Source organism: Actinoalloteichus caeruleus, from assembly GCF_049311605.1.
GTDB lineage: Bacteria > Actinomycetota > Actinomycetes > Mycobacteriales > Pseudonocardiaceae > Actinoalloteichus_B > Actinoalloteichus_B caeruleus.
Genome location: NZ_CP186005.1, coordinates 632,055 through 655,471, shown reverse-complemented (window position 1 = coordinate 655,471; position 23,417 = coordinate 632,055). Strand labels below are relative to the sequence as shown.

At 73.2% G+C, this 23,417-nt stretch carries 16 protein-coding genes; 2 read left to right on the top strand and 14 right to left on the bottom strand.

Annotated elements, in window-relative coordinates; genetic code table 11:
• Window positions 1-120: 120 nt before the first annotated feature.
• The 6 genes from ACOJVX_RS02935 to eno form a co-directional block, all read right to left on the bottom strand.
• The gene (locus ACOJVX_RS02935) at window positions 121-1,734 is read right to left on the bottom strand and encodes a peptide ABC transporter substrate-binding protein (RefSeq protein ID WP_026417384.1); all 1,614 of its coding nucleotides are present in this window, start codon (window positions 1,732-1,734) and stop codon (window positions 121-123) included.
• A 284-nt stretch (window positions 1,735-2,018) separates the two neighbouring features.
• A complete protein-coding gene (locus tag ACOJVX_RS02930) occupies window positions 2,019-2,975 on the bottom strand; it encodes a Ppx/GppA phosphatase family protein (protein WP_026417385.1) in 957 nt (318 codons plus the stop codon).
• Between the two features lie 84 nt (window positions 2,976-3,059).
• The gene (locus ACOJVX_RS02925) at window positions 3,060-4,658 is read right to left on the bottom strand and encodes a lytic murein transglycosylase (protein WP_422647219.1); all 1,599 of its coding nucleotides are present in this window, start codon (window positions 4,656-4,658) and stop codon (window positions 3,060-3,062) included.
• A gap of 670 nt (window positions 4,659-5,328) precedes the next feature.
• Window positions 5,329-5,853 carry a DUF501 domain-containing protein gene (locus tag ACOJVX_RS02920; RefSeq protein ID WP_211237454.1) on the bottom strand — a complete coding sequence of 175 codons (525 nt, stop codon included), beginning with the start codon at window positions 5,851-5,853 and terminating at the stop codon, window positions 5,329-5,331.
• A complete protein-coding gene (locus ACOJVX_RS02915; protein WP_026417387.1) occupies window positions 5,846-6,388 on the bottom strand; it encodes an FtsB family cell division protein in 543 nt (180 codons plus the stop codon). The genes ACOJVX_RS02920 and ACOJVX_RS02915 overlap by 8 nt, the downstream gene beginning before the upstream one ends.
• 3 nt (window positions 6,389-6,391) lie before the next feature.
• Window positions 6,392-7,678: a phosphopyruvate hydratase gene (eno, locus tag ACOJVX_RS02910; RefSeq protein WP_026417388.1), complete on the bottom strand. Its 1,287-nt coding sequence runs from the start codon at window positions 7,676-7,678 to the stop codon at window positions 6,392-6,394.
• 319 nt (window positions 7,679-7,997) lie between these two features.
• On the opposite strand from eno, the gene ACOJVX_RS02905 reads away from it, so the two are divergent.
• Window positions 7,998-8,375: a tetratricopeptide repeat protein gene (locus ACOJVX_RS02905; protein ID WP_026417390.1), complete on the top strand. Its 378-nt coding sequence runs from the start codon at window positions 7,998-8,000 to the stop codon at window positions 8,373-8,375.
• Window positions 8,376-8,446: 71 nt separating this feature from the next.
• Here the strand turns inward: ACOJVX_RS02905 and ACOJVX_RS02900 are convergent, their stop codons facing one another.
• The 7 genes from ACOJVX_RS02900 to mfd form a co-directional block, all read right to left on the bottom strand.
• Entirely contained in the window at window positions 8,447-9,364 is a 918-nt protein-coding gene (locus tag ACOJVX_RS02900) for a lytic transglycosylase domain-containing protein (protein WP_026417391.1), read from the bottom strand.
• Window positions 9,365-9,510: 146 nt separating this feature from the next.
• Complete coding sequence (locus tag ACOJVX_RS02895; RefSeq protein ID WP_026417392.1) at window positions 9,511-10,323, bottom strand: lytic transglycosylase domain-containing protein; 813 nt, start codon at window positions 10,321-10,323, stop codon at window positions 9,511-9,513.
• 345 nt (window positions 10,324-10,668) lie between these two features.
• Complete coding sequence (locus ACOJVX_RS02890) at window positions 10,669-13,944, bottom strand: S41 family peptidase (protein ID WP_422647218.1); 3,276 nt, start codon at window positions 13,942-13,944, stop codon at window positions 10,669-10,671.
• A gap of 203 nt (window positions 13,945-14,147) precedes the next feature.
• Window positions 14,148-14,351 carry a DUF397 domain-containing protein gene (locus ACOJVX_RS02885; RefSeq protein ID WP_026417394.1) on the bottom strand — a complete coding sequence of 68 codons (204 nt, stop codon included), beginning with the start codon at window positions 14,349-14,351 and terminating at the stop codon, window positions 14,148-14,150.
• A gap of 510 nt (window positions 14,352-14,861) precedes the next feature.
• Window positions 14,862-15,938 carry a MazG family protein gene (locus ACOJVX_RS02880; RefSeq protein ID WP_245588674.1) on the bottom strand — a complete coding sequence of 359 codons (1,077 nt, stop codon included), beginning with the start codon at window positions 15,936-15,938 and terminating at the stop codon, window positions 14,862-14,864.
• A 108-nt stretch (window positions 15,939-16,046) separates the two neighbouring features.
• Complete coding sequence (locus ACOJVX_RS02875; protein ID WP_026417396.1) at window positions 16,047-16,997, bottom strand: SurA N-terminal domain-containing protein; 951 nt, start codon at window positions 16,995-16,997, stop codon at window positions 16,047-16,049.
• 138 nt (window positions 16,998-17,135) lie between these two features.
• Entirely contained in the window at window positions 17,136-20,780 is a 3,645-nt protein-coding gene (gene mfd, locus ACOJVX_RS02870) for a transcription-repair coupling factor (protein WP_422647564.1), read from the bottom strand.
• A 233-nt stretch (window positions 20,781-21,013) separates the two neighbouring features.
• Between mfd and ACOJVX_RS02865 the strand changes: the two genes are divergently transcribed.
• Window positions 21,014-22,237 carry a PQQ-dependent sugar dehydrogenase gene (locus tag ACOJVX_RS02865; RefSeq protein ID WP_026417398.1) on the top strand — a complete coding sequence of 408 codons (1,224 nt, stop codon included), beginning with the start codon at window positions 21,014-21,016 and terminating at the stop codon, window positions 22,235-22,237.
• A gap of 374 nt (window positions 22,238-22,611) precedes the next feature.
• On the opposite strand, the gene ACOJVX_RS02860 is transcribed toward ACOJVX_RS02865, so the two are convergent.
• Entirely contained in the window at window positions 22,612-23,229 is a 618-nt protein-coding gene (locus ACOJVX_RS02860) for a TetR/AcrR family transcriptional regulator (protein WP_026417399.1), read from the bottom strand.
• Window positions 23,230-23,417 lie beyond the last annotated feature (188 nt).

The window sequence follows — 23,417 nt, the reverse complement described above, 5'->3', positions numbered from 1 at the left end:
CCGAGCCCGTCCGTCCGGTGACGGTGGCGGGCGAGGTCGGTGCGGGGGGTGTGTTCGATCCCTCACGCCGACGGGCCGAACCGCACGTGCGATCCGACCCGTCGGTGCCGGTCAGTCGGCTCAGGCGAGGGACAGCGAGAGCACGTCCAGCGTACGGAGCGGGTTCAGGTGCACGTTCTCGACACGGGTCGAGTGGCCGGCCTGGCCCTTGTCGTCGAAGACCGGGATGGAGGGCATGTCCTCGTTGATCATCCGCTCGGCCTCCATGTACAGCTCGGTGGCCTCCTCGACCGACGAGGCCTGGTCGGCCTCGTCGAGCTTGGCGTCGACCTCCGGGTTGCTGTAGTCACCGTCGTTCGAGGAGGCACCCGTGCGCAGCAGCGGGGTCAGGAAGTTCTCGATCGACGGGTAGTCGGCCTTCCAGCCGGTCCGGTACATGGTGGTGAACTCGCGCGCGTTGGCGATCTCGCGCTGCACGTTGAAGGTCTGCACCGGCTCCGGGTTGCAGCCGATCTCCAGCGTGTTCGCGATGCTGTTGCAGGCGGCCTCGACCCACTGCTGGTGGTCACCGTCGGAGTTGTAGGTGATGCCCACGTCGCCGGTGTAGCCGGACTCGGCGAGCAGCTGCTTGGCCCGCTCGGGGTCGTAGTCGCAGTACTCGCACTGGCCCTCGGGGTCGTCGAGCAGGACGGCGGGCACGCGGCTCTGCGCGGGCAGGCGGTTGCCGAAGAAGATCTGCTCCGCCATCTCCTCGCGGTTGATCGCCAGGGAGAGCGCGCGGCGGAGGTTGACGTCCTCGTAGACCTCGTCGTAGAGCGGGAAGCTCAGGGTGTAGCTCAGGAGCAGGTCGACCTCCAGCGTGCGGCCTTCGAGGTCGGTCTGCCAGGCGTCGCCGGCCAGCGCCGACACCGGGATCTGGTCGAGCACGTCGAGGTCGTTGGAGACGACGGCGGTGTAGGCGGCGTCGAGGCTCTGGTAGACCTTGTAGGTCAGGTTCTCGATCTGCGGCTGCTGCTCACCCGCGTAGTCCTCGAACCGGGCCAGCTTGATCTCCTGGTCGGGGATGCGGGAGACGAACTGGAACGGGCCGTTGCCGATCGGCTCGGCCTCCCAGGCCTCCTGGTCCTCGAAGAACGCCTCGGGCAGCGGCGCGTAGGCGCTGTAGCCGAGGGTCTCGGGGAAGATCGCGAAGGGGGCCGAGAGCGTCACCTGGAAGGTGGTCTCGTCGATGACCTCGAGCCCGGACATGGTCTCGGAGGCGGGCTCCGCGCCCTCGTCCTCGGGGTGGACGTCCTCGTAGCCCTCGATCTTCTCGAAGAAGCTGGCGTTCAGCGCGCCGTTGGGGGCGTAGGCCACCCAGTTCCAGGCGTCGACGAAGCTCTGGGCGGTGACGTCGGTGCCGTCGTGGAACTTCCAGTCGTCCTTGATCGTGATCGTGAAGACCCGACCGTCCTCGTCCGCCTCGATGGACTCGGCGACCTCGTTGACCGACGAGGCGTCCTCGTTGTCGTACCGCACGAGCATGCTGAAGATGGTGTCGACCACACGGCCGCCGCCAGTCTCGTTGGTGCCGCCCGGGATCAGCGGGTTCTCCGGCTCCGTGGTGAACACGGTCACCTCGGAGTTCGGGTCGGCGGCACTGTCACCACCGTTGTCGCCTCCACCACACGCCGTCAACAGCAGCGCGGCCGCCGTTGGGAGTGCGACGAAGGCGGTCCTTCGCCCTGCTCGCATGGAACGTCCTCCAGCTCGTGCCACGGCGGTCGCCGTGGCAGGTGGGGTCGGCCAGGTGCGGCCGACCCGTTTGACGGGTTTCGATGTAGCGACCGTAGTCACTATCCGCAGCCAAGCAAGAGGTCACGGATTACGAAGTCGCCACAGGATCACCCGAAAATCAGATCGCATTGAAACACCCAGAGCAACCGTAGGCACGAAGCGTTACAGAAGGCTGAGCGCATATCCGCCGGACAGCGGACAGGTTAAGCCCCCGATAGGGGCAACCTGACGGTGGGTACCCGTCAGCCGGCCACGGACAGGGCGATGCCGTCGAGGATGTCGTGCTCGCTGACCACCAGCTCGTCGATACCGGCGGTGGCCCGGACCCGGTCGGCGAGTTCGGCGACGACGACCGCTCCCCCGGTGATGACGTCCACCCTGCCGGGGTGGATCACCTTCTCCTCCGCCCGTCGCGCGTGGGGCGAGGTGACCAGCCAGTCGGTGACCGAGGCGATGCGCTCGTGGCTCAGCCGGGACAGGTGGATGGCGGCCGGGTCGTACGCCGCCAGCCCCTGGGCCAGCCCGGACAGTGTGGTCACCGTTCCGGCGACCCCCACCCAGGTGGTGGCCTCGGCCACCGGCACCTCGGAGAAGGCCGTGGCGGTGATGTCGCGGACCACGGCGCGCGCGGCCGCGACCTGCTCGGCGGTGGGCGGGTCGTCCCGCAGGCAGCGCTCGGTGAGCCGGACGCACCCGACGTCGACCGAGCGGGCGGCTCGGACCCGCGCCCGGACACCGTCCCAGTCGCCCAGCACGAACTCCGTGGACCCCCCGCCCACGTCCACCACGAGGAAGGGGCCGTCCGAGGGGTCGAGGTCGGCGACCGCTCCGGCGAAGGACAACCGGGCCTCCTCGTCACCGCTGATGACCTCGGCCTCGGTTCCCAGCGTGCCGCGAACCATCGAGAAGAAGTCCTCCCGGTTGCGCGCGTCCCTGGTCGCCGAGGTGGCGACCATCCGCACGCGGTCGACGGAGGACCTCTCGATGATGTCGACGTACTCGGCGAGCGCGACCCGGGTCCGCTCGACCGCCTCCGGCGCGAGTTGGCCGGTGGCGTCCACCCCCTGCCCCAGGCGGACGATCCGCATCTCCCGGCGCACGTCGGTCAGGGTCGTTCCCCCGCTCTCCCGCGCGCTCACGTCGGCGATCAGCAGGCGGATGGAGTTGGTACCGCAGTCGATCGCGGCCGTTCTGGGCATACCTGGCTCCTCAGCAGCGGGGACGGAGGTCCAGTCTGCAACGGCGGTGGTCCATCGGTGTCAGGGGTCGCGGCACCGGCGTGGTCACGGACTCGGCCACTCGCCGTTCCCGGTCCGACGGCGCGGGAGGGACACGACGGCGGGGCGGCTGAGCACGGCGGCCGGGGCGGCGAGTCCCCCCTGCGCCGGGGTCCCGCCGTCCTCCCCGTCGGCCCCGGGCCGACGCTCGTCCTCGGCGGTCGCGCCCTCGACGGCGTCCTCGTCGCGGTCCCCGTCCTCCGGATCCTCGATCGGGACGCAACCGTCGTCGTCCCCGGGGGGCTCGCTGCCCTCGGGCGGTTGGCTCCCGCCCGGTACGGAGGGGGTGCCGGTCGGCGCAGGGGTCGCCGTGGTGCTGGGGTCCGGGGTGGGGCTGGTGCTTTCGTCCGCGTCGTCCTCCGGCGGGCGCGTGCTGCCCGGCGGGCACTGCTCCGGCGGTTCCGAGGACTCCGGCGGCGTCGTCGGAGGCGAAGTGGTCGGAGGCGGAGTGGTCGGGGGTGTCGTCGTCGGAGGCGGAGTGGTGGTCGGCGGAGCCGTCGTCGGCGGCCTGCTCGGCTCGCTGGACGGCGGCGCGGGATCGGTCGGAGGCGGGTTCGTGGGCCGTCCGCCTCCGTCACCGGGCGGGGTGCCCGGCCGCTGGCCGCCTCCCGGTTCGCCGGGCGTGCCCGGACCGCCGGGGGGACTGGCCGGCGGTGCCACCGGGTCGCGGTTGCGGTCCGGTGGCACCGCCGGCACGTCCTCGCCCGGCAGCGGGGTGACCCCGTTCCGGTAGGCGTTGGCCCAGTGGAGGACATCCCGGACGTAGGCGTCGGAGCGGTTGTAGCGGAACACCGCCGCCGCGAGCTGGTCCGGCACCCGGAGGTCCAGGCCACCCGAGCAGAGGTACCGGCCGGCGGCGAGGGCCGCGTCGTAGACGTTGTGCGGGCTGGCCACCCCGTCCCCGTTGCCGTCGGCCGCGTAGGCGGCCCAGGTGGTCGGGATGAACTGCATCGGCCCGACGGCGCGGTCCCAGACGGTGTCCCCGTCGAGCAGGCCACCATCGGTGTCCGGGATCGCGGCGATCCCCGGTCCGCCGTTGAGCTGCGGGCCGAGGATCGGGCTGAGGGTGGTGCCCCCCGAGTCGACGTTGCCGCCCCGGGCGTGGCCTGACTCGATCCGCCCGACGCCCGCCAACAGCGACCAGTGCAGTCCGCAGCCGGGTTGGGTCTCGCCGAGGCCGCGCTCCGCCCTCCGGTACGCGTCGAGCACGATCGCCGGGATGCCGAGCGGGCCGTCCGGCAGGTCGTTGAAGGGGTCTCCCGGCGAACCGGGGACACCGCCCCGGTTCCGCAGCTCCTCGAGCAGCTCCGGGCTGACCTGGTCACCGGCGGGCAGTCGGCCGCCGGCCCCGTACAACTCGCCGTCCTGGGGGTCGCGCAGCAGGTCCAGCACGCCGCCCGGGCCCGGCAGGGCGATGTCCGCCGACTCCTGCGCCAGGGCTGGCGCGACGTTGAGCGTCGCCGTGCCCAGCGCCGCGGAGGGCATCAACAGCGCCGCGAAGGCGGTGACGACGACGGGGAGCTTCGGGCGTCCGTTCGGACCGAACAGCCACCTCGGCCGCGAACCAGTCGCCCCCTCAGGAGCCCGTCCACTCAGGTCGGTCACCGGTGCCCCTCCTCCGCCAACTCCACCTGCCGGAGCCAGTCTGCCTCAGCTCACAGCAGTAGTGAACCGGCTTCCTCGTGGTCCTCGTGTGAGACGGGAGCCAGGACCACTCGTGTGGGCCGGCCCCACAAGGGTGGTCGCCGCACGTCGGCCACCCCGGTGGCCCGAGGCCCGGCACCGCCCCTGACCAGCGGCGGGCACGGGCTCCGCGTGGTCCCCCGAACCGGTGATCGCCGCCCGGGCGGCGGTGGACCCGGCCATCCCGGAGCCGGGGCCGGCGCGAACCGGTCAGCCAGCCTTCACCTGTCCGCAACCGGACCGTCGCCAGGACCGTGCCCTGCGGACGCACGGGCACCCGGCCCAGGAGGGCCACCGGCCACACCGCCGGTCGCGGGAAGCCACCTGGAGGTCAGCCGCCCCGTTGGACGGGCAGGTGGGCGGCGCGGACGAGCACCGGGGGCGGGCGGTGGCCCGGGGACGGCGGCGACCAGCGGACGGCCGAGGGACCGGAGTGCCGCGCCAGCCGGACCTGGGTGCGGCCGGCCCCGGCGGAGGTGGCCCGTCACGTCGTCAGCCGACGACGCGGGTGGCGGTCCCGCGGATGGCTTCGCGGCACCCGGCCGGCCGGGAGCGGCCCGGGGAACTCAGGACGCGTCGCGGGTGGCGCCGGTCAGGCGGCGCACTCGCCGGTCGGCCACTCGGCCGCGAGCAGGCCCAGGGCCTCGTCCCCGAAGGGGTTCACCCCGGGGCCCTTCGCCAACGCGTGGGCGACGTGCACGTGCAGGCACTTCACCCGCCCCGGCATCCCGCCGGCCGTGACCTGGATGCCGAGGGACTCGATCGCGTCCCGTTCCGCCAGGTAGGACTCGTGCGCCCGCAGGTAGTGCGCGGCCAGCTCCTCGTCGTGGGAGAGCCGTTCCGTCATCTCCCGCATCAGGCCGGACGCCTCCAGCCGGCCGATCGAGGAGGACAACCGGGGGCAGGTCAGGTAGTACAACGTGGGGAAGGGAGTGCCGTCCTCCAGCCGGGGGCTCGTCCGCACCACGGCGGGGTGGCCGCTCGGGCACCGCGCGACCACCGCCCGCAGCCCTCGTGGTGTCCGACCGAGCTGTTCGGCCACCGCCGCCCGGTCCTCGTCGGTGGCCGGCACCGGCTCGGTCACCCTGGGCTGCTCGGCCCTGCTCATCTCAGCCATCTCCCGTGATCGAGTTCCAGAGCCTGCTGTACCAGGCCTGGTCCTGGTCGTCCTCCTCGTCCTCCTGCTCACTCGGCTCCTGGCCGGGCGGCAGCTGGACGATGTACGGCGTCTCGCCGGGGCGGACGTAACCCAACCGGCGGCGGGCCTCGGCCTCCACCTGCTGGTCGTCCGCCAACTCGTCCAGTCTGGCAGCCAGCTCGTCCCGCTCGGTCCGCAGCTCCTCCAGGCGCCGCTCCGCCTCGGCGACGTCGGAGCGCTGGGACAGGTAGGTGCGCAGCGGCACCGCGACGCTCAACGCCAGGGCGCACACCACCATCGCCAACACCGCCGCCCGCCGGGTGGAGGACAGCCCGAACGCCCCGCCCGTCCGCGGTCCGCCCCGGGTGCGGCGCGCGCGGACCCCGACCCGGCGCAGCGAGCTGACCAGGGTGATCTTCCCGCTGCTCCGCTGGGTCCGCCGCGAGCGCTCGCTGGGCCGGGCCGGCGAGGACGTGCCCCGCCGACCCGGCCGCTCCCGCTCACGTCGGGCCACCGCCTACGCCTCCGGGGTGTACCGGGGGAAGGCCAGCTCGCCGGCGTAGCGCGCCGCGTCGCCGAGGGTCTCCTCGATGCGCAGCAGCTGGTTGTACTTCGCGACGCGCTCGCTCCGCGCCGGCGCGCCCGCCTTGATCTGACCGCTGGCGGTCGCCACGACCAGGTCGGCGATGGTGGTGTCCTCCGTCTCACCGGAGCGGTGGCTCATCATCGTCTTGAAGCCGTGCGAGTGGGCCAGGGACACCGCGTCGAGGGTCTCGGACAGCGTGCCGATCTGGTTGACCTTGACCAGCAGGGCGTTCGCCGCCCGCCGGCTGATGCCCTCCTCCAACCGCTCCGGGTTCGTGACGAACAGGTCGTCACCGAGGAGCTGCACGTTGGCACCCAACTTCTCGGTGAGGTGCACCCAGCCGTCCCAGTCGTTCTCCGCCAGCGGGTCCTCGATCGAGACCAGCGGGTAGGCGGCCACCAGCTCCGCGTAGTACTCCGCCAGCTGCTCGGCCGTCTTCGGGGAGCCCTCGAAGGTGTAGGTGCCGTTCTCGTACAGCTCGGTGGCGGCGACGTCCAGGCCCAGGACGATGTCCCGACCCAGGCGGTAGCCGGCCTTCTCCACGGCGAGCGCGATGAGGTCGAGGGCCTCCCGGTTGCTGGCCAGGTTCGGCGCGAAGCCGCCCTCGTCGCCGAGGCCGGTGCTCAGGCCACGGCCCTTGAGCACCGACTTGAGCGTGTGGTAGACCTCCGCGCCCCAGCGCAGGGCCTCCCGGAAGGAGCCGGCGCCGATCGGGGCGATCATGAACTCCTGCACGTCCACGTCGTTGTCCGCGTGGGCGCCGCCGTTGAGGATGTTGAACAGCGGGACGGGCAACACGTGGGCGTTGGGGCCGCCGACGTAGCGGAACAGCTCCAGACCGCTGGAGTCGGCCGCGGCCTTCGCCACGGCCAGCGAGGTGCCGAGGATCGCGTTGGCGCCCAGCCGGGACTTGTCCGGCGTCCCGTCCAGGTCCAGCAGCTTCTGGTCGACCACCCGCTGCTCGATGGCCTCCACCCCGACCAGCTCGGGGCCGATCTCGTCCAGCACGCCCGTCACCGCGCGCTCGACGCCCTTGCCGCCGTAGCGGGCGGCGTCGCCGTCGCGCAGCTCGACGGCTTCGTGTTCGCCGGTCGACGCGCCGGAGGGCACCGCCGCGCGCGCCAGGGTCCCGTCGTCCAGCGCCACCTCCACCTCGACGGTGGGGTTGCCCCGGGAATCCAAGATCTCGCGGGCGCCGACCTGCTCGATGACTGCCACCTGTGCTCCTCACCATCCTCGGTACGGACTCCGGTCGAGCCTAGTCCGCCGCCAGTTTCGCTCTGTGGAGGCACGCACATCCAGGTGACGGGGTACCGGGTCGTCCACTACCGAGCGGGGGAGGAACCGCCGGATGGCCCGCTCGCCCCCCACCGATCACTCCAACGGGGAGCGTCCGATCGGCGGTACCCCGCGTCACGGGCCCCTGGGTCGCGCGCCCCGCCGGTCGCCGGGCACCCTCGGTGACCTCACCGCCTCGGGTGGAGCCAGCCGGACGGCGGTCGAACACGCCTGGTTCCGGGCGTAGCGTGGGAACAGTATGACGGCTGAGAACAGCTACGAGGCATTCCGCCGAGCGGAGGCGCTGCTGGAGCAGCGGCGGCCCGCCGAGGCGTTGCGGGTGCTGGACCGCGTGCTCGCCGAGAACCCGGACAAACCCAGCGTGCAGGTGCTGGCCGGCCGGGCCTACTACTACACGGCGCAGCTCCGCCGCGCGGAGGCGGCCTTCGCCGCGGCGGTGGAGATGGACCCGACCGACCACTACGCGCGGTTGGCCCTGGGCAGGACCCTGCAACGCCAGGGGCGGCTGGAGGAGGCACGGACCCAGCTCCGGCTGGCGGCGTCGATGAACCCCACTCCCGAGTACCAGGAAGCGCTCGGCGAGGTGCGGGCGCGGATCTCGTTGTTCGAGAGGTGACGTCCGGCCGGTTCCGGCCGTTCGACGCGGTGTCCAGCCCGGCGGTGGCGCGAGGTGGTGCGGGACCGCCGTCAGGGGGCGGGCACCTCGATGGTGGCGTACCGCTCGGCGAGGCCGAAGATGCGTTGGCCGTAGTCCACCGAGTTGTTGTAGGCGAACACCGCGTCCCACCAGTCGGTGGCGTCGTCCAGGTTGGCCCCGGCCGAGCAGAGGTAGCGGGCGGTGCCCAGGGCCGCGTCGTCGATGTGCTGTGGGTCGGCGACCCCGTCGCCGTTCCCGTCCGCACCCCAGATGTCCCAGGTGGACGGCAGGAACTGCATCGGGCCCTCGGCACGCACGTAGACCGTTTCCCCGGCCTCGGCGCTGGCGTCCTCGTCGATCATCTCCCGGATGCCGGGCCGACCGTCCAGCGGGACCCCGTAGATCGGTTCCGAGGACAGGCCGTCCTCCTCCAGCGTCCGCCCGCCGATCTGCCCGTGGTCGGACTCGATGCGCCCGATCGCCGCGACGGTGCTCCACCGCACTCCGCACGCCGGCATGTCGGCGCGCATGCGGACCTCCGCGGCCGCGTAGGCGCGCAGCGCCCTGGCCGGGACGTCCAGCACGGTCGACATCCGGTCCGCCCACTCCTCGACCGTCACCGGAGGTGGTGGTGGCGCGGCGCTCTCCGACGGATCGGACCGCTCCGCGACCTCGGGTGGCGCGGCCGGCGGCGCGGCCTCCTCCCCGGGGCCCGGTGGAACGGCGACCGGGCCGGCGGGGACGGCGCTGCGGGGTTCCACGTCGGCCGGGTCGATGGGGATGCGGGTGGACACCGGCGCGCCCCGGGACGGTGTGAAGGAGTCCACGAAGTCGAGGACCCGGAACGCGACCCACGCCGAACCGGCGAGCAACGCCAGGACGAGGAGCCAACGGAGGAAGGACGCTGGCCCCCGCCGACGGCGCCGGGGACGCGTCGAGGGCGAGGGCAGCGGCAAAGTGGTGGCCACGCCGTCAGATTACTGGTCGATAACGAACGAGTAGCCCGAAACATCCCGTTCCTCGGGGACCGGAGCGCCAGCCGGGGCTTGGACCGGGGCGGTCGAAGCCGCGCCCGAGGGTGGTGTGGAGCGCAGGCGCCCCGGGGAGCGCGGCCTCACCTCAGGACGTCGCGGCTGAGTTGTCCGTACCGTTCGGCTCGTTCGAGGATGTCGGTGGCGTAGGCGCGGCTCTCGTTGTAGGTGAGCACCGCCCGCCACCACCCCTCCGACTCGGTCAGGTCGCCACCGGAGTCGCAGAGGTAGTTGCCCGCCGCCAACGCCGCGTCGTCGATGTCCTGCGGGTCGGCCACCCCGTCGCCGTCGGCGTCGACCCCCCACTCCGCCCAGGTCTGGGGGAGGAACTGCATGGGACCGACGGCGCGGTCATAGACGTCGTCCCCGTCGAGTTCACCGCCGTCGGTGTCGCGGATCTCCTTGACCCCCGGTCGCCCGTCGAGCGGGATGCCGATGATGGGCTCGCTGGGACGTCCCGTCCGATCCAGGGTCGCGCCACCGTGCCGGCCGTGGTTGGACTCGGAGGACCCGATCGCCGCCAACGTCGTCCACGTCAGCCCGCAGGACGGGTTCTCCGCCTGCACCGTCGCGGCGGCGTACCCGTAGGCCTGGAGAGCGGCCCTGGGGATGTTCAAGGGGTCGGCGAGGGCCTCCGACCACCCGGTGAGCTGGTCCTGGGGACGCGAACCCAGCCGGGTCGGTCCGTCGACGCTGACCACGGACACCGGGGGGAGGCTGGCTCCCCGGTCAGGTGGCGCCACGGCCGGCATCTCCTCCGCGAGGGCCTGGAGGTAGTTGCCGTCGGCGGGGTCGTCCCTGGCCACGAAGGCCACCAGGGCCGAGGACGCCAGCGCCAGGGTGGCGCCCCCGATGACCAACCGGGCCCATCGTCGTCGCCCGGGGGCGGGTGACATGTTCGACACCGCTCCGTCCTCCTCACTCGCGCCGACCCGGGCCCCGTGGAGCCCGCGCGGTCGCGTCCGGATGAGCCACGCAGTGATGGCCTCCGGGACGGTAGCGCATGGAGGACCGCGACCGGCACCCCTCGCCCCGTGCGCGCCGGATCCGGGGCGGAGCCGGGGAACCGGGGTCCCGGACGCCACCGTCCGAAGGGGATTCCCGGCCCCGAGCAGCCGCCGGACGGGTGTCCGCCGGGCCACCCGCGCCGTCCGGTGTCGTCGCGGGCGGAGGACACCGCGCCACGACGACACCGGTGGCACGAGCACGGGCGCGCCGCGTCCACCCCGGGGCTCCTCGCGTCAGCCGCCCTGACGGGGGCTGGGCCACGGCGGCGGCGCGGTCGCCGGCCGTTCGGCGAGCCGCTCCAGGGCGACCCGGATCGCGGTGTCCAACTGCGGATCGCGGCCGGCCGCCCAGTCCTGGGGCCGGCACACCACCTCGATGTCGGGTTCGACACCGTGGTTCTCCATGCCCCACTCCCGACCCCGCATCCAGGTCGCGTAGCCGGGCTGGGTGACCAGGGTGCCGTCGACCAGCCGGAACCGGGAGTCGATGCCGATGGTCCCGCCCCAGGTGCGGACCCCGATCACCGTGCCCACGCCCAACGCCTTGATGGCCCCGGTGACGATGTCGCCGTCGGAGCCGGACAGCTCGTCGGCCAACGCCACCACCGGTCCGCGCGGTGCGTCACTGGGATAGCTGGCGTGGCCGCGGCCGTCCCGGTCGAACTGGTAACCGATGATCTGGCGGGCGAGCTTCTCCACGACGAGCTGCGAGAGGTGTCCGCCGCCGTTCTCCCGGAGATCGACGACGAGGGCGTCGTACTGGGTCTCCAACCGCAGGTCCCGGTGCAGCTGGGCCCAGCCCACGGCCATCATGTCGGGCACGTGCAGGTAGCCGAGGCGGCCATCGGACCGCTCCCGGACGTAGGAGCGGCGGTCGGCCACCCACTCCTGGTAGCGCAGGGCCTCCTCCCCCGCCAACGGGACGACCACGGCCCGGCGGACCGCGCCGCCCGCACCGGGGCGGATGGTGAGCTCGACCTCCTTCCCGGCGCTCCCGACGAGCTGGGGCGCCGGGCCGGTCACCGGGTCGACCGGCTGGCCGTCGACCGCGACGAGCACGTCGCCGGGCTGCACCGCGACGCCGGGGGCCAGCAGCGGGGACCTGGCCGCCGGGTCCGAGGTCTCGCCGGGGAGCACACGGCCGATCCGCCAGTTCCCCTCCTCGTCCCTGACCAGGTCGGCGCCGAGCTTGCCCTGCCGCCGCTGCTGGTCGCCGCCGCCGGGCGCGACCGCGTAGGCGTGGGAGGTGCCGAGCTCGGCCTGGGTCTCCCACAGCAGGTCGATCAGGTCGTCGTGGCTGCCGAGGCGGTCGGTCAGCGGCCGGTACCGGTCGAGGACACCGGCCCAGTCCACGCCGTCCATGTCGGACCGCCAGAACCGGTCCCGCATCAGGCGGCCCGCCTCGTCGAAGGCCTGCCGCCACTCCCGACCCCGGTCGAGGGTGAACCGGACCCTGGACAGGTCGATCTCCACCGGACCGCCTGGCCCGTTCGACTCGGCCTTGCGGTCGGCGGGGACGAGGCGCAGCGCGCCCCCGTCGGTCAACAGCAGCCTCGTGCCGTCGCCGCTGACCGCGACCCGGTCGACGTCCTCGACGAGGACCTCCAGCCGGTTCTCCTTCAGGTCGTAGCGCTCCAGCGTGGCCTGCTCGGCCTTGGCGTCCTGGCTGGGCCTGGCGTCGCCGAGGACACCGCTGGCCTGCTCACGCAGCCACACGACACCGCCCTTGACGGGGAGCAGCGAGTGGTAGTTCCCGGCCGCGACGGGGAAGGGCACGGCGCGTTGGGCGATGCCCTCCACGCTGAGGACGGTGGCCTCCTGCCTGCTCTCGCCGCTGTCGGTGGACTCGCCGTCCTCCCCCGTCTCCCCAGGCGCGGGGCGGCCCTGCGTGGTCGGCCCGAAGGGCGAGGGGGTGAGGGCCGCCAGCGGCACGAGGTGCGGGCGGCAGGCGTTCGGGAAGGACATGTCGAACACGTGCGCGTCGTACACGGGGTCGAAGGTCCGTTCGGACAGGAAGGCGAGGTACTTGCCGTCCTGGGTGAAGACCGGCTCGGTGTCGACGAACCTCAGCTCGGTGACGTCGACGATGGAGGAGGCGGGCAGCTCGTCGGCGTCACCGACCGCCGCGGCCAGGTTGACCGCGCGGATGTGCCGCAACGGGTCCGGGCCGGGGTGGGACCAGGCGAGCCACTTGGAGTCCGGGGAGAAGGCCAGGTCCCCCGGGTCGCTCGACTCGGCGCGGGTGACGACCCGGATGCGGCCGCTGACCAGGTCGACGGCGAGGAGCTTGTTGTCGTGGTTGGTGACCGCCGCCGTCAGGCCGTCGGGGGAGACCTCCAGCGCGAGCACCCGACCCAGCTGGCCGGCGCCGATCCTGCGGGGCTCGGCACCCGGCTCCACGCCGGTGACCGGCACGATCTCCAGCGCGTCCTCACCCTCGGCGTCGGTGACGAAGACGACCGAGGCCGGGGCGTTCTCGGCGGCCTGCCGCTCGGACACGAACCGGGGCATCCTGGCCCGCACCCCGGGGGTGGCCGACAGCGCGCGCACCGGGCCGTCCCGGTGGCTCACCCAGTGCACGGTGCCCCTCGCGAGGACCGCGCTCGCCCGGCCGGTGTGGTCCGGCACCGCCGCGGCGAGGTGGTCGCTGGCGGTGGCGGTGGTCGGGCGCCGGTTCGCGCCAGCCCCGGTCAGGGCGACGTCGATCCGCCGAGGAGTGTCGTCGAGGTCCTCCAGCAACCACACCTCACCGGCGTGCTGGTAGACGACCCGCTGACCGTCCGTGCTGGCGAACCGCGCGTAGAACCGGTCGTGGTCGCTGTGCCGGCGCAGGTCGGAACCGTCGGGTTCCGAGGAGTACAGGTTGGCGACGCCCTCGTGGTCGGAGAGGAAGACGATCCGACCGTTCACCCACAGCGGGCTGGCGAGGTTGCCGTCGAGTTCCGAGTGGACGCGCTCGAACTCCCCGGCCCCGTCGAGGTCCCGCCAGATCTTGCCGGTGGTTCCTCCTCGGTATCGCTTCCAGTGCCCGGGGTCCCGCATGGTGTAACTGCCGAGCACCACCTGGCCGTCGGGTCCGAAGGACACGTCGTTGAGCGGCCCGTACGGCAGCTTGGTGGCCGGCCCGCCGTCGAGGGGAACCGAGTAGGCCCACGAACGGGCGCCGTGGGACTCCACGGTGGAGGCCGCGACGACGGAGAGCGCGCCGGAGTCGTCCGACCGCCAGCCGAGCACCCGGCTGCGCCCGGCTCCCCAGTGGGTGAGCCGACGGGAGGTCCCGCCTTCCAGGCCGATGACCTGGACCTCGGCTCGGCCACCGTCGAGCGTGCTGGTCCAGGCGACCTGGCCGCCGTCGGGGGAGAACCGGGGGTTGGTCACCGGCACACGGTCGGCGGTGAGCCGCCATGCGCGCCCGCCGTCGAGCGGTGCGAGCCAGACATCGTCTTCGGCGACGAAGGTGAGGAGATCCGCGTGGAGATGAGGGAAGCGGAGGTATCCGGCGATGTTCACCTCCGCCACCCTAACGACGAGGCACCCCCACCAACAGGATGATTGCCGTTCCCCACCCGGGAAACGCCGTCGGGCGACTCGGTGGCGGTCCGTGGCCACCCCGGCGCGGTGCGCTCGGCATCTGGCCGACGGTCGCCAAGGGGTCACCGGAGGGGCGCTCGGCGCTCGTGGTGGGGAGGTGGGGTGGGGGCGGGACGCCCGCCTCAGCGTCCGGTGCCGATGCGGCCCTCCTTGAGGGCGGTGAGGAACGCGCCGAACACGGCGGGTTCCACGTAGAGGGTCCCGGCCCCCCGGTTCTTGGTGTCCCGGATGCCCACCACGGCGGGGCCGGAGCCGATCTCGACGCAGTTCGTCTGCGAGGTGCTGCGGCGCGACTTGCGCCAGCCAGCCACGGGAACGTGCGACATTCGGGTACTCCGCTCTGGTAACGCAACGAGTGGTGTTCCGCCGCCTCGCCGTTGAGCGCGACCGAGAGCAGAGTAGAGCGAGGCCGGTTTCCCGTTCGGGCGTCCCGCCGCCATGACGATCACGGCGGTGTGGACCGCTGGTCAGGAGCGGTGTCCGGTGTTGGCGCCGGCTGGCCGGAGGTCGAGGCGGCTCACGTGGCGCCGGTCCTCCCGGCCCTTGGCGGTCCAGGCCGGCTCCGGCGGGCGCCCCACTGGCGGCCCGGCCCGACGGCCCCAGGGGGCGCGACCGGTCGTCGTCCGCCACCGCGACGGCCACCCGCTCGGGAGAGTCGGGGCGGCACGGGCGGCCGGCCGGGGACGAACGTTCCCGGGTGGGCGAAGCCGAATCCGACCGGGCACGACGGCCTGTCCGGTGGTCGGCCAGGCGGGCGTCCGTTCACGGGGACCACGAGCCGGCCCGGGCACGGAAGGGGAGGCGGCGTCAGCCGCGTGCGGGGGCGGTGCGCTCCCTCACTCCGACGGCCAGAACCTCGCCCAGTCGGCGGGCCCCAGCCGGTGCGGGTCGAGTCCGACGGAGCGCGCGGCCCGCTCGGCGGCGCGGATCCGCCCGGCGAAGGCTCGGGCCACGGCCCGGAGTTCGCCCTCGGGCTCACCCCCCGCGCGCCGTTCCTCGGCGGCCACGGCGAACAGCCGCTCCCCCGCGCCGGGACCCGAGGGGAAGAACTCCGCCGGCACCCCGGCCTTGGTCGCGCGCGCGGCGATCTTCGCCGCCAGCGCCACGGCGGGCTGCCCGAAGGCCACCCCGTCGACGGCGGACTCCCGCTGCTTCTCGACCTGTTTCAGCTCCTCCCACCGCGCCTGCTGCGCGAGGGCGTCCGACGGGGACGCGGAAGGGTCAGCGGACTCGGCGCCGAAGACGTGCGGATGGCGCCCGACGAGCTTGGTGACCAGGGCGGCGGCCACCGCGTCGATGTCGAAGGGGGCCTCCGGGTGCTCGGCGGCGATCCTGGCGTGGAACAGCACCTGCAACAGGACGTCGCCGAGCTCCTCGCGCAGCGCGCCCCGGTCACGGTCCTCGATGGCCTCCAGCAGCTCGTAGGTCTCCTCGACGAGGTACTGGCGCAGCGTCTCGTGGGTCTGCTCCGCGTCCCACGGGCACCCCCCGGGCGAGCGCAGCCGGTCCATCACCGCGACCGCCTCCAGCAGGGCCGCTCCCGGCCCGGCGGCGCCGCCGCTCCAGGCCGGGGAGGCATCCGGCGAGACGTCCTCCCCCGGTCCCCGCACCTCGGCGGCACCGGCCTCCAGCAACGCCGAGGCGCCCGGGCTGGTCGCGTCGACCACCACGAGCAGGACGGGTTCTCGGGTGGCCAGGGCCAACAGCTCCGCCGGCTTGGGGGTGGGCTCGCCGCCCAGCGCCCTGGCCAACCAGGCCGGGACGTCCGGGTCGAGGAGGACGTGCCGGGCGGCCCGCACCAGGGGCAGGGCCGCGACCGGGACACCCGGTTCGGGCCGGTCCTCCACCACCAGCACGGCACTGCCCTCGACCAGCGTCGGAGCAGCCCGCCTGTCCCTGTTCTCCTCGGACACCTCGTCGCCCCCTCCGGGTGGTGGTCTTCCGGCCTCCCGGCCGTGCGGTCACGCCGTCGACCGGCCCGGTGGCGCGGGGGACCCCCGCTGCCCCCGGCCGCCGCTGACTCACTGGTTGGCGGTCGCGGTCCCCTGACGTGGGGGGATCTGGATGCCGGCGACCTCGTCGGCGTTCGGGGCCACCCCCAGGCTCACCGGGTCCCACACGCCGTACCGCGGGTTCACCCTGATGTCGAGTTCGTCGGCGACCGGGGCCATCAGCCGGGAGCCGAAGTACTGCAACGTCTGCGGGTCGACCGAGTCGGCCAGGCCGGGCTCACCGGTCGCGGCGTCGAGGTTGCGTTCCTTGACCACGGCGACCATCCACTGCCCGCCCTGGTTGTCGAAGGGGAACGCCACCACGGTGCCCGGGGCCGCCCCGAACAGCGGTTGACCGGCCAGCTGCGGCTGCTCGGCCGCGGTCGTGCGCTGGTCGAGCTGTCCGGGGAGCCCGCTCGCCGCGTCCTCGGCGACCATCTCCTCGATGCTGGCGGGGTCGGCGGCCAGCCGCTCCGCCTTCTCCAGGGCGTCCTCCCGGGTGACGGCCTGCGTGTAGTCGAAGACCACCTCGATGCCGTCGAAGTACTTGCGCCCGAGCTCCAGCATGAGCAGTTGGTCGGCGACCCGCTCCCGGAAGTTCGACGCGTCGTAGACGGTGCCCTCGGAGGCCGCCTCGGCGCCGCCCCGCTGGTCGATGAGCTCGTCGACCTCGGCCTGGTCGACGGTCAGCCCCTCCCGCCTGGCGACCTCGTTGATCAGCTCGTGCTGCACGGAGAGGGTGACGATGTTCCTGCCGACCTCGCCGATCTGGCCGGTGGAGGCCAACTGGCGCCGGACCTCGGGGTCCCGCTCGAAGATCGAGTCCAGCCGGTCCTGCACGTGCTCGAGTGAGATGACCGTGTCGCCGACGATCGCGGCGGCCCGGACCTGGCTGGGGTCCGAACCGCAGCCCGCGAGGAGCACCCCGGCGGAGGCCAGCACGGCGACGGTCGGACGAAGGGAACGGCGCGTAGTCCTCACGGGCGACACCTTCTCACGAACGGTCGGCATCCGGTTAGCCAGCTGATCGTAGTTCCTCGTCTCGTTCCGTCACCACGCCGCTTCCCGGGGTGAGAGGACCGACCACCACCGGCCGGCCCCGCACCCGGCGGGCGGGTGTCAGGACGTGCCGGTGGTGGAGGCGGCGGTGCGCGGTTCCGTCATCGAGATCAGGAACTGCTCGCACCAGGCCAGCAGCGGGAGGTCGCGAAGCGGCGGCGCGCCCATCCTGCCCCCGGCCGGCCCCTCGGTGGGTCGGGGCACCGACACGGTGCGCACCGCCGCCTTGTGGGTCGCCTTCGGGTGCAGCCGCCGCAGCCGGACGAGCTGCGAGTCCCGCAGCTCCATTGGCGCGAACCGGACGGAGCTGCCCTGGAGCGTCACCTCGGAGACCCCTCGGTCGCGGCACAGCTGGCGGAACGCCGCCACCGCCATCAGGTGCTCCACCTCGACCGGTGGTCGCCCGTACCGGTCGACCAGTTCGGCGCGCACCGCGTCCAGGGCCTCGGCGTCGGCCGCCTCGGCGATCTTGCGGTAGGCCTCCAGGCGCAACCGTTCACCGGGCACGTAGTCGTGCGGCAGGTGCGCGGTCACCGGCAGGTCGATCCGCACCTCGGGCAGTTCCGGCTCCTCCTCCCCGACGCCGTCGATGCCCGAGCCGCGCCGGAACGCGGCCACCGCCTCGCCCACCAGCCGTACGTACAGGTCGAAGCCGACGCCGGCGATGTGCCCGGACTGCTCCGCGCCCAGGATGTTCCCCGCGCCCCGGATCTCCAGGTCCTTGGTCGCCACCGCCATCCCGGACCCCAGCTCCGAGTTCTGGGCGATGGTCGCGAGCCGGTCGTGGGCGGTCTCGGTGAGCGCCTGCTCGGGCGGGTAGAGGAAGTAGGCGTAGCCGCGTTCCCGGCCCCGACCGACCCGGCCGCGCAACTGGTGCAGTTGGGACAGGCCGAGCAGGTCCCCCCGCTCCACCAGCAGGGTGTTGGCGTTCGAGATGTCGAGCCCGGTCTCGACGATCGTGGTGCAGACCAGGACGTCGTACTCGCGTTCCCAGAAACCGTTGATGATCTTCTCGAGGCGGTCCTCGCCCATCTGCCCGTGCGCGGTCACCACCCGTGCCTCGGGCACCAGTTCCCTGATGCGCCGGGCGGCCTTCTCGATGGTGGACACCCGGTTGTGGACGTAGAAGACCTGCCCCTCCCGCAGCAGCTCCCGGCGGATCGCCGCCCCGACCTGCTTGTCGTCGTAGTGGCCCACGTAGGTGAGCACCGGGTGCCGCTCCTCCGGCGGGGTCAGGATGGTCGACATCTCCCGGATACCGGCCAGGCTCATCTCCAGGGTCCTCGGGATGGGCGTGGCGGACATGGTGAGGACGTCGACGTGGGTCCGCAGCGCCTTGATGTGCTCCTTGTGCTCGACGCCGAACCGCTGCTCCTCGTCGACGATGACCAGACCGAGGTCCCGGTAGCGGATACCGGTCTGGAGGAGCCGGTGGGTACCGATGACGATGTCCACCGAACCGTCGGCGAGACCGGCGATGACCTGCTCGGAGTCCAGCGCGTCCGTGAACCGGGACAGCCCCTTGATGGTCACCGGGAAGGACCGCATCCGTTCCACGAAGGTGTTCAGGTGCTGCTGGGCGAGCAGTGTCGTGGGCACCAGCACCACGACCTGTTTGCCGTCCTGCACGGCCTTGAAGGCGGCGCGCACGGCGATCTCGGTCTTGCCGTAGCCGACGTCCCCGCAGATCACCCGGTCCATCGGCACCGCGCGACGCATGTCCTGCTTCACCTCGTCGATGGCGGCGAGCTGGTCGGGCGTCTCGGTGTAGGGGAAGGCGTCCTCCAGCTCCCGTTGCCACGGGGTGTCCTCGTTGAAGGCGTGCCCGGGGGCGGACTGCCTGGCGGCGTAGAGCTGGACGAGTTCGGCGGCGATCTCCCGGACGGCCTTGCGGGCCCGGCTCTTGGTCTTGGCCCAGTCGGAGCCGCCCAGCTTGTTCAGGGTCGGCAACTCGCCACCGACGTAGCGGGAGACCTCGTCGAGCTGGTCGGTGGGCACGAAGAGCCGGTCGCCGGGTTGGCCGCGTTTGCTGGACGCGTACTCCAGCACCAGGTACTCGCGGGTCGCGCCGGCCACGGTGCGCTGGGACATCTGGACGTAGCGACCGATGCCGTGCTTCTCGTGGACCACGTGGTCGCCGGGTTTGAGCGCCAGCGGGTCGACGGCGTTGCGGCGCCGGGAGGGCATCCGGCGCATGTCGCGGGTGGAGGTACCGCCTCGGCCCCCGGTGAGGTCGGCTTCGGTGAGCAGCACCAGGCCGTTCTCGCCGGTGACGAACCCGTCCTCGAACGACGCCCTGGTCACGGTCACGACGCCGGGGGCGGGCGGTTCGGGCAGCCCGTCCACGGCCAACCGCACGGGGACCTCCGCCTCCCGCAGCTGGGCGGCCGCCCGCTGCGCGGTGCCGGTGCCGGGGAAGGTCAGGACGGCGGCGCCGCCCGCGCTGGCGTGCGCCCGCAGGTCGGCGAACGCGCGGTCCAGCTCACCCCGGTAGGAGTCGACGGGGCGGACGTCGAGGCGGAGGGGACGGCCCTCCTCGACCGGGTCGGCGCCCCGGTAGTCGCTCTCCAGTTCCTCGTCGACCCGGAGCTGGGACAGCGTCCACCAGGGGCGGCCGGACTCGCGGGTGTGCTCGGCGATCTCGTTGAGGTCCCGGTAGGCGGAGGCGCCGAGGTCGATGGGGGCGCTACCGCCCGCGCCGGCCGCGTTCCAGGAGGCCTCCAGGAACTCCTGCCCGGTACGCACCAGGTCGGCGGCACGGGACCGGATCTTCTCCGGGTCGGCCAGCACGACGTGGGTGTCCGGGGGGAACAGGTCCGGCAGCAGCTGGAGCTCGCCCTCGCACAGCGCGGGGATGAGGGCTTCCATGCCCTCGCAGGGCACCCCGCCGGAGATCTTCTCCAACATCTCGGCGAGGTCGGCGTCACCCCGGTGTTCCTCGGCCAGCGCGGCGGCCCGCTGGCGCACCGACTCGGTGATCAGCAGCTCCCGGCAGGGCGGGGCGGTGAGCTCGGGGCGCTGTTCTGGCAGCGAGCGCTGGTCCGCGACGGAGAACGGGCGGATCTCGCTGACCTCGTCGCCCCAGAACTCGACGCGCAGCGGGTGTTCCTCGGTGGGTGGGAACACGTCGAGGATGCCGCCCCGCACGGCGAACTCGCCGCGCTTCTCGACCATGTCGACCCGGCTGTAGGCGAGGCCCGCCAGGGAGACCAGCTGTTCCTCGAAGTCGTGGTCCTCCCCGACCCGGAGGCGGACTGGGCGCAGTTCACCGAGGTTGGGCGCCAACGGCTGGATGAGGCTGCGGATGGTCGCCACCACCACCCTCGGCGCGCCGGCCGTGGACTCCTCGGGGTGGGCGAGCCTGCGGAGGATCGCCAACCGGGCCCCGACGGTGTCGGCCCGGGGGGACAGCCGTTCGTGCGGCAGGGTCTCCCAGGACGGCAGGTGCGCCACGGACTCGGCCCCGAGCAGGTCGGAGAGCACCGCGGTGCTCTCCTCGGCCTCCCGGCCCGTGGTGGTGACCAGCAGGACCGGCCGCTTGGCGCCGTCGTCGGCGGCCAGCGCTCCCGCGACCAGCGGTCGCAGGGCAGCCGGCCCCTGGAGGCGCAACGCCGGTGTGCCGGCGGACTGGACGACGTCCCGGAACCCGGCGTCGGCCAGGATGGTGGTGAGCAGACCAGCGAGTGGACCGGGCACGGCGCACATCCCCTCGGCAACGCAGGACACACCCCTGCCCGGGACGAGTCACGCCCGGGAGGGGTCTCCTGGACAGCGTACGACCGGTGCGCGTGGCCGGCGACGGGCGGGGCGTCCGTCACCGTGCGGTCCTCCTCACCCCACGGAACCGCGCCGGTGGCGGTCGCGTTCGTTCGATCTTCCGGGTGAAGAACCGCCCGGTCGGGGTTTACCGGGGGGCGCGGTGTGCGCAGTCTGGGGCGATGGGGATCTTCGCGAGGAACGTCCGGGTCGGCGTCGGGGTGTTGGGAGCCGGGACGCTCCTGGTGGTCACCGCCTGCGGCGGTGAGGACGCCACGGGCCACCGGCCCGACGGTTCACCGCCGCCGAGCGGGCCGCCGCCGGCCGGCCTGGAGGTGCGGGAGGTCGCGGGCGGGCTGGAACACGGGTGGGGAGTGGGTTTCCTCCCCGAGGGCGGCCTGCTCGTCACCGAACGCCCCGGCCGGTTGACCCTGGTGTCCGGTACCGAACCGGGCGCGACGACCACCGAGGTGGACGCCGACCTCTCCGACGTGTTCGTCGAGGGCGAGGGCGGGCTGATGGACCTGGTGGTGCACGAGGACTTCGCCGAGACGCGGCGCTTCACCACCTGCCAGACCCACCAGGACGCCGACGGCACGCCGGTGGACGTGCGCCTGGTGACCTGGCGGCTCGACGATGACGGTGGCAGCGCCGACCGGGTGGCCGACCCGCTGCTCCACGGCCTGCCGATCAGCGACAGCGGCCGGCACTCGGGGTGCCGGCTCGCGCTGGACGGCACCGGCGCGCTGCTGGTCGGGACGGGCGACGCCGCACGTCCCGACACCTCCCAGGACCTGACCAGCCTCGGGGGCAAGGTGCTCCGCCTCGACCTGGCGACCGGGGGGCCCGCCGAGGGCAACCCCTTCGCCGACGCCGACGACGCCGCGCGACGCCTCGTCCTCACCTACGGGCACCGCAACGTGCAGGGGGTGGCTCCGAGGCCGGGCGGGGACCAGGTCCTCGTCGCCGAGCACGGTCCGGACGTCGACGACGAGGTGAACCTCCTCGAACCGGGTGCGAACTACGGGTGGGACCCCTCGCGGGGCGGAGCGAGGGAGGACTACGACGAGAGCGTCCCCATGACCGACCGGGAACGCTTCCCGGACGCGGTACCCGCCGCGTGGAGCAGCGGGCCGACGACGGAGGCGCTGTGCGACGCGGTGTTCCTCCACGGGGAGCAGTGGGGTCCCTTCGACGGCATGGTCGCGGTGACCGCCCTGCGGGGCAGCAAGCTGCTGCTGTTCGAGCTGGACGAGGCCGGGGCCGTGACCGGGATGACCGTTCCCCCGGAGCTGGACGGCACCCACGGCCGGCTGCGCGCGGCCGACCTCGGCCCGGACGGAGCGCTCTACCTGACCACCTCCAACGGGGAGGACGACCACGTGTTGCGGGTCAGCCCGGCCTGAGCCCGGGGGCGGAGCCGCCGGACACGGGCAGGTGTCCGTCATCGGCGCGTCGGCGACGTCCCCGCCCGGCGCCACCCCCAGGAGCGGCGGAGAAGGGGGCAGACGGGAGCGGCACGACGGCGGCCACGCGGAGCGGGAGTGAGGGGCGGGGGTGAGGGGCGGGGGTCGGGCGGGTGCCAGGAGACCGGCGTCCCACCCGCCCGGCCGACCCCGGGGCCGACGCGGGGCGCTGGCACGGCCGCCCCGCGCCGGGTTCCCGGTTCGCCCGGCCAGCGCGAGCCTCTCGGCACCGCGAGCCGCCCGGCACCGTGGGAAATCCTGGACGACGCGTCCGGTCGGCCGAGACGGGGACCCGCCCGCCGAACCCGTCGGGCTCAGCGCTCGGCCGGGGCCCGGTCGTCGGCGGTGCGCATCGAGGGGTGCAGTTCCAGGTGGGACAGCCCGTTCCACGCCAGGTTGACCAGGTGCGCGGCCACCTCCTCCTTGGGAGGCCGCTGCACCTCCAACCACCACTGACCGGTCAACGCGACCATGCCGACCAGGGCCTGGCTGTACAGGGCGGCCAGCGCCGGGTCGTACCCGCGCGCGGCGAACTGCTGGCCGAAGATGTTCTCGACCTGGCTGGCGATGTCGTTGAGCAGGCTGGAGAAGGTGCCGGTGGCGCTCGCGACCGGGGAGTCCCGGACCAGGATGCGGAACCCGTCCGTCGAGTCCTCGATGTAGTCCAGGAGCGCCCGCGCGGCCTGTTCGAGGAGTTCCCGGGGATGACCGGCGGACAACGCGGAGATGATCCGGTCGAGCAGGACCTCCATCTCGCGGTCGACGACGACCGCGTAGATGCCTTCCTTGCCGCCGAAGTGCTCGTACACCACCGGCTTGCTCACCCCGGCGCGGTGCGCGATCTCCTCGATCGAGGCCGCGTCGAAGCCGCGTTCGGCGAACAACGCGCGGCCGATGTCGAGCAGTTGCCGCCGCCGTTCCTTGCCCGTCATCCGAACCCGTTTGGAGACCTTCCGAGTTCTGGCGTCCGTCACGGCCTGCCCCCGCTCTCGCCGTCGCACCGCCACCCCCGGAGCCTAGGGCCGATCACCCGCCCCGAGAAGCGGGGGCTCCGCGCCGAGCTTCGACGCGGAGCCTTTGACCGATTCGCCGTGTTCCCCTGCCTCGTGTCCGCCGAGGA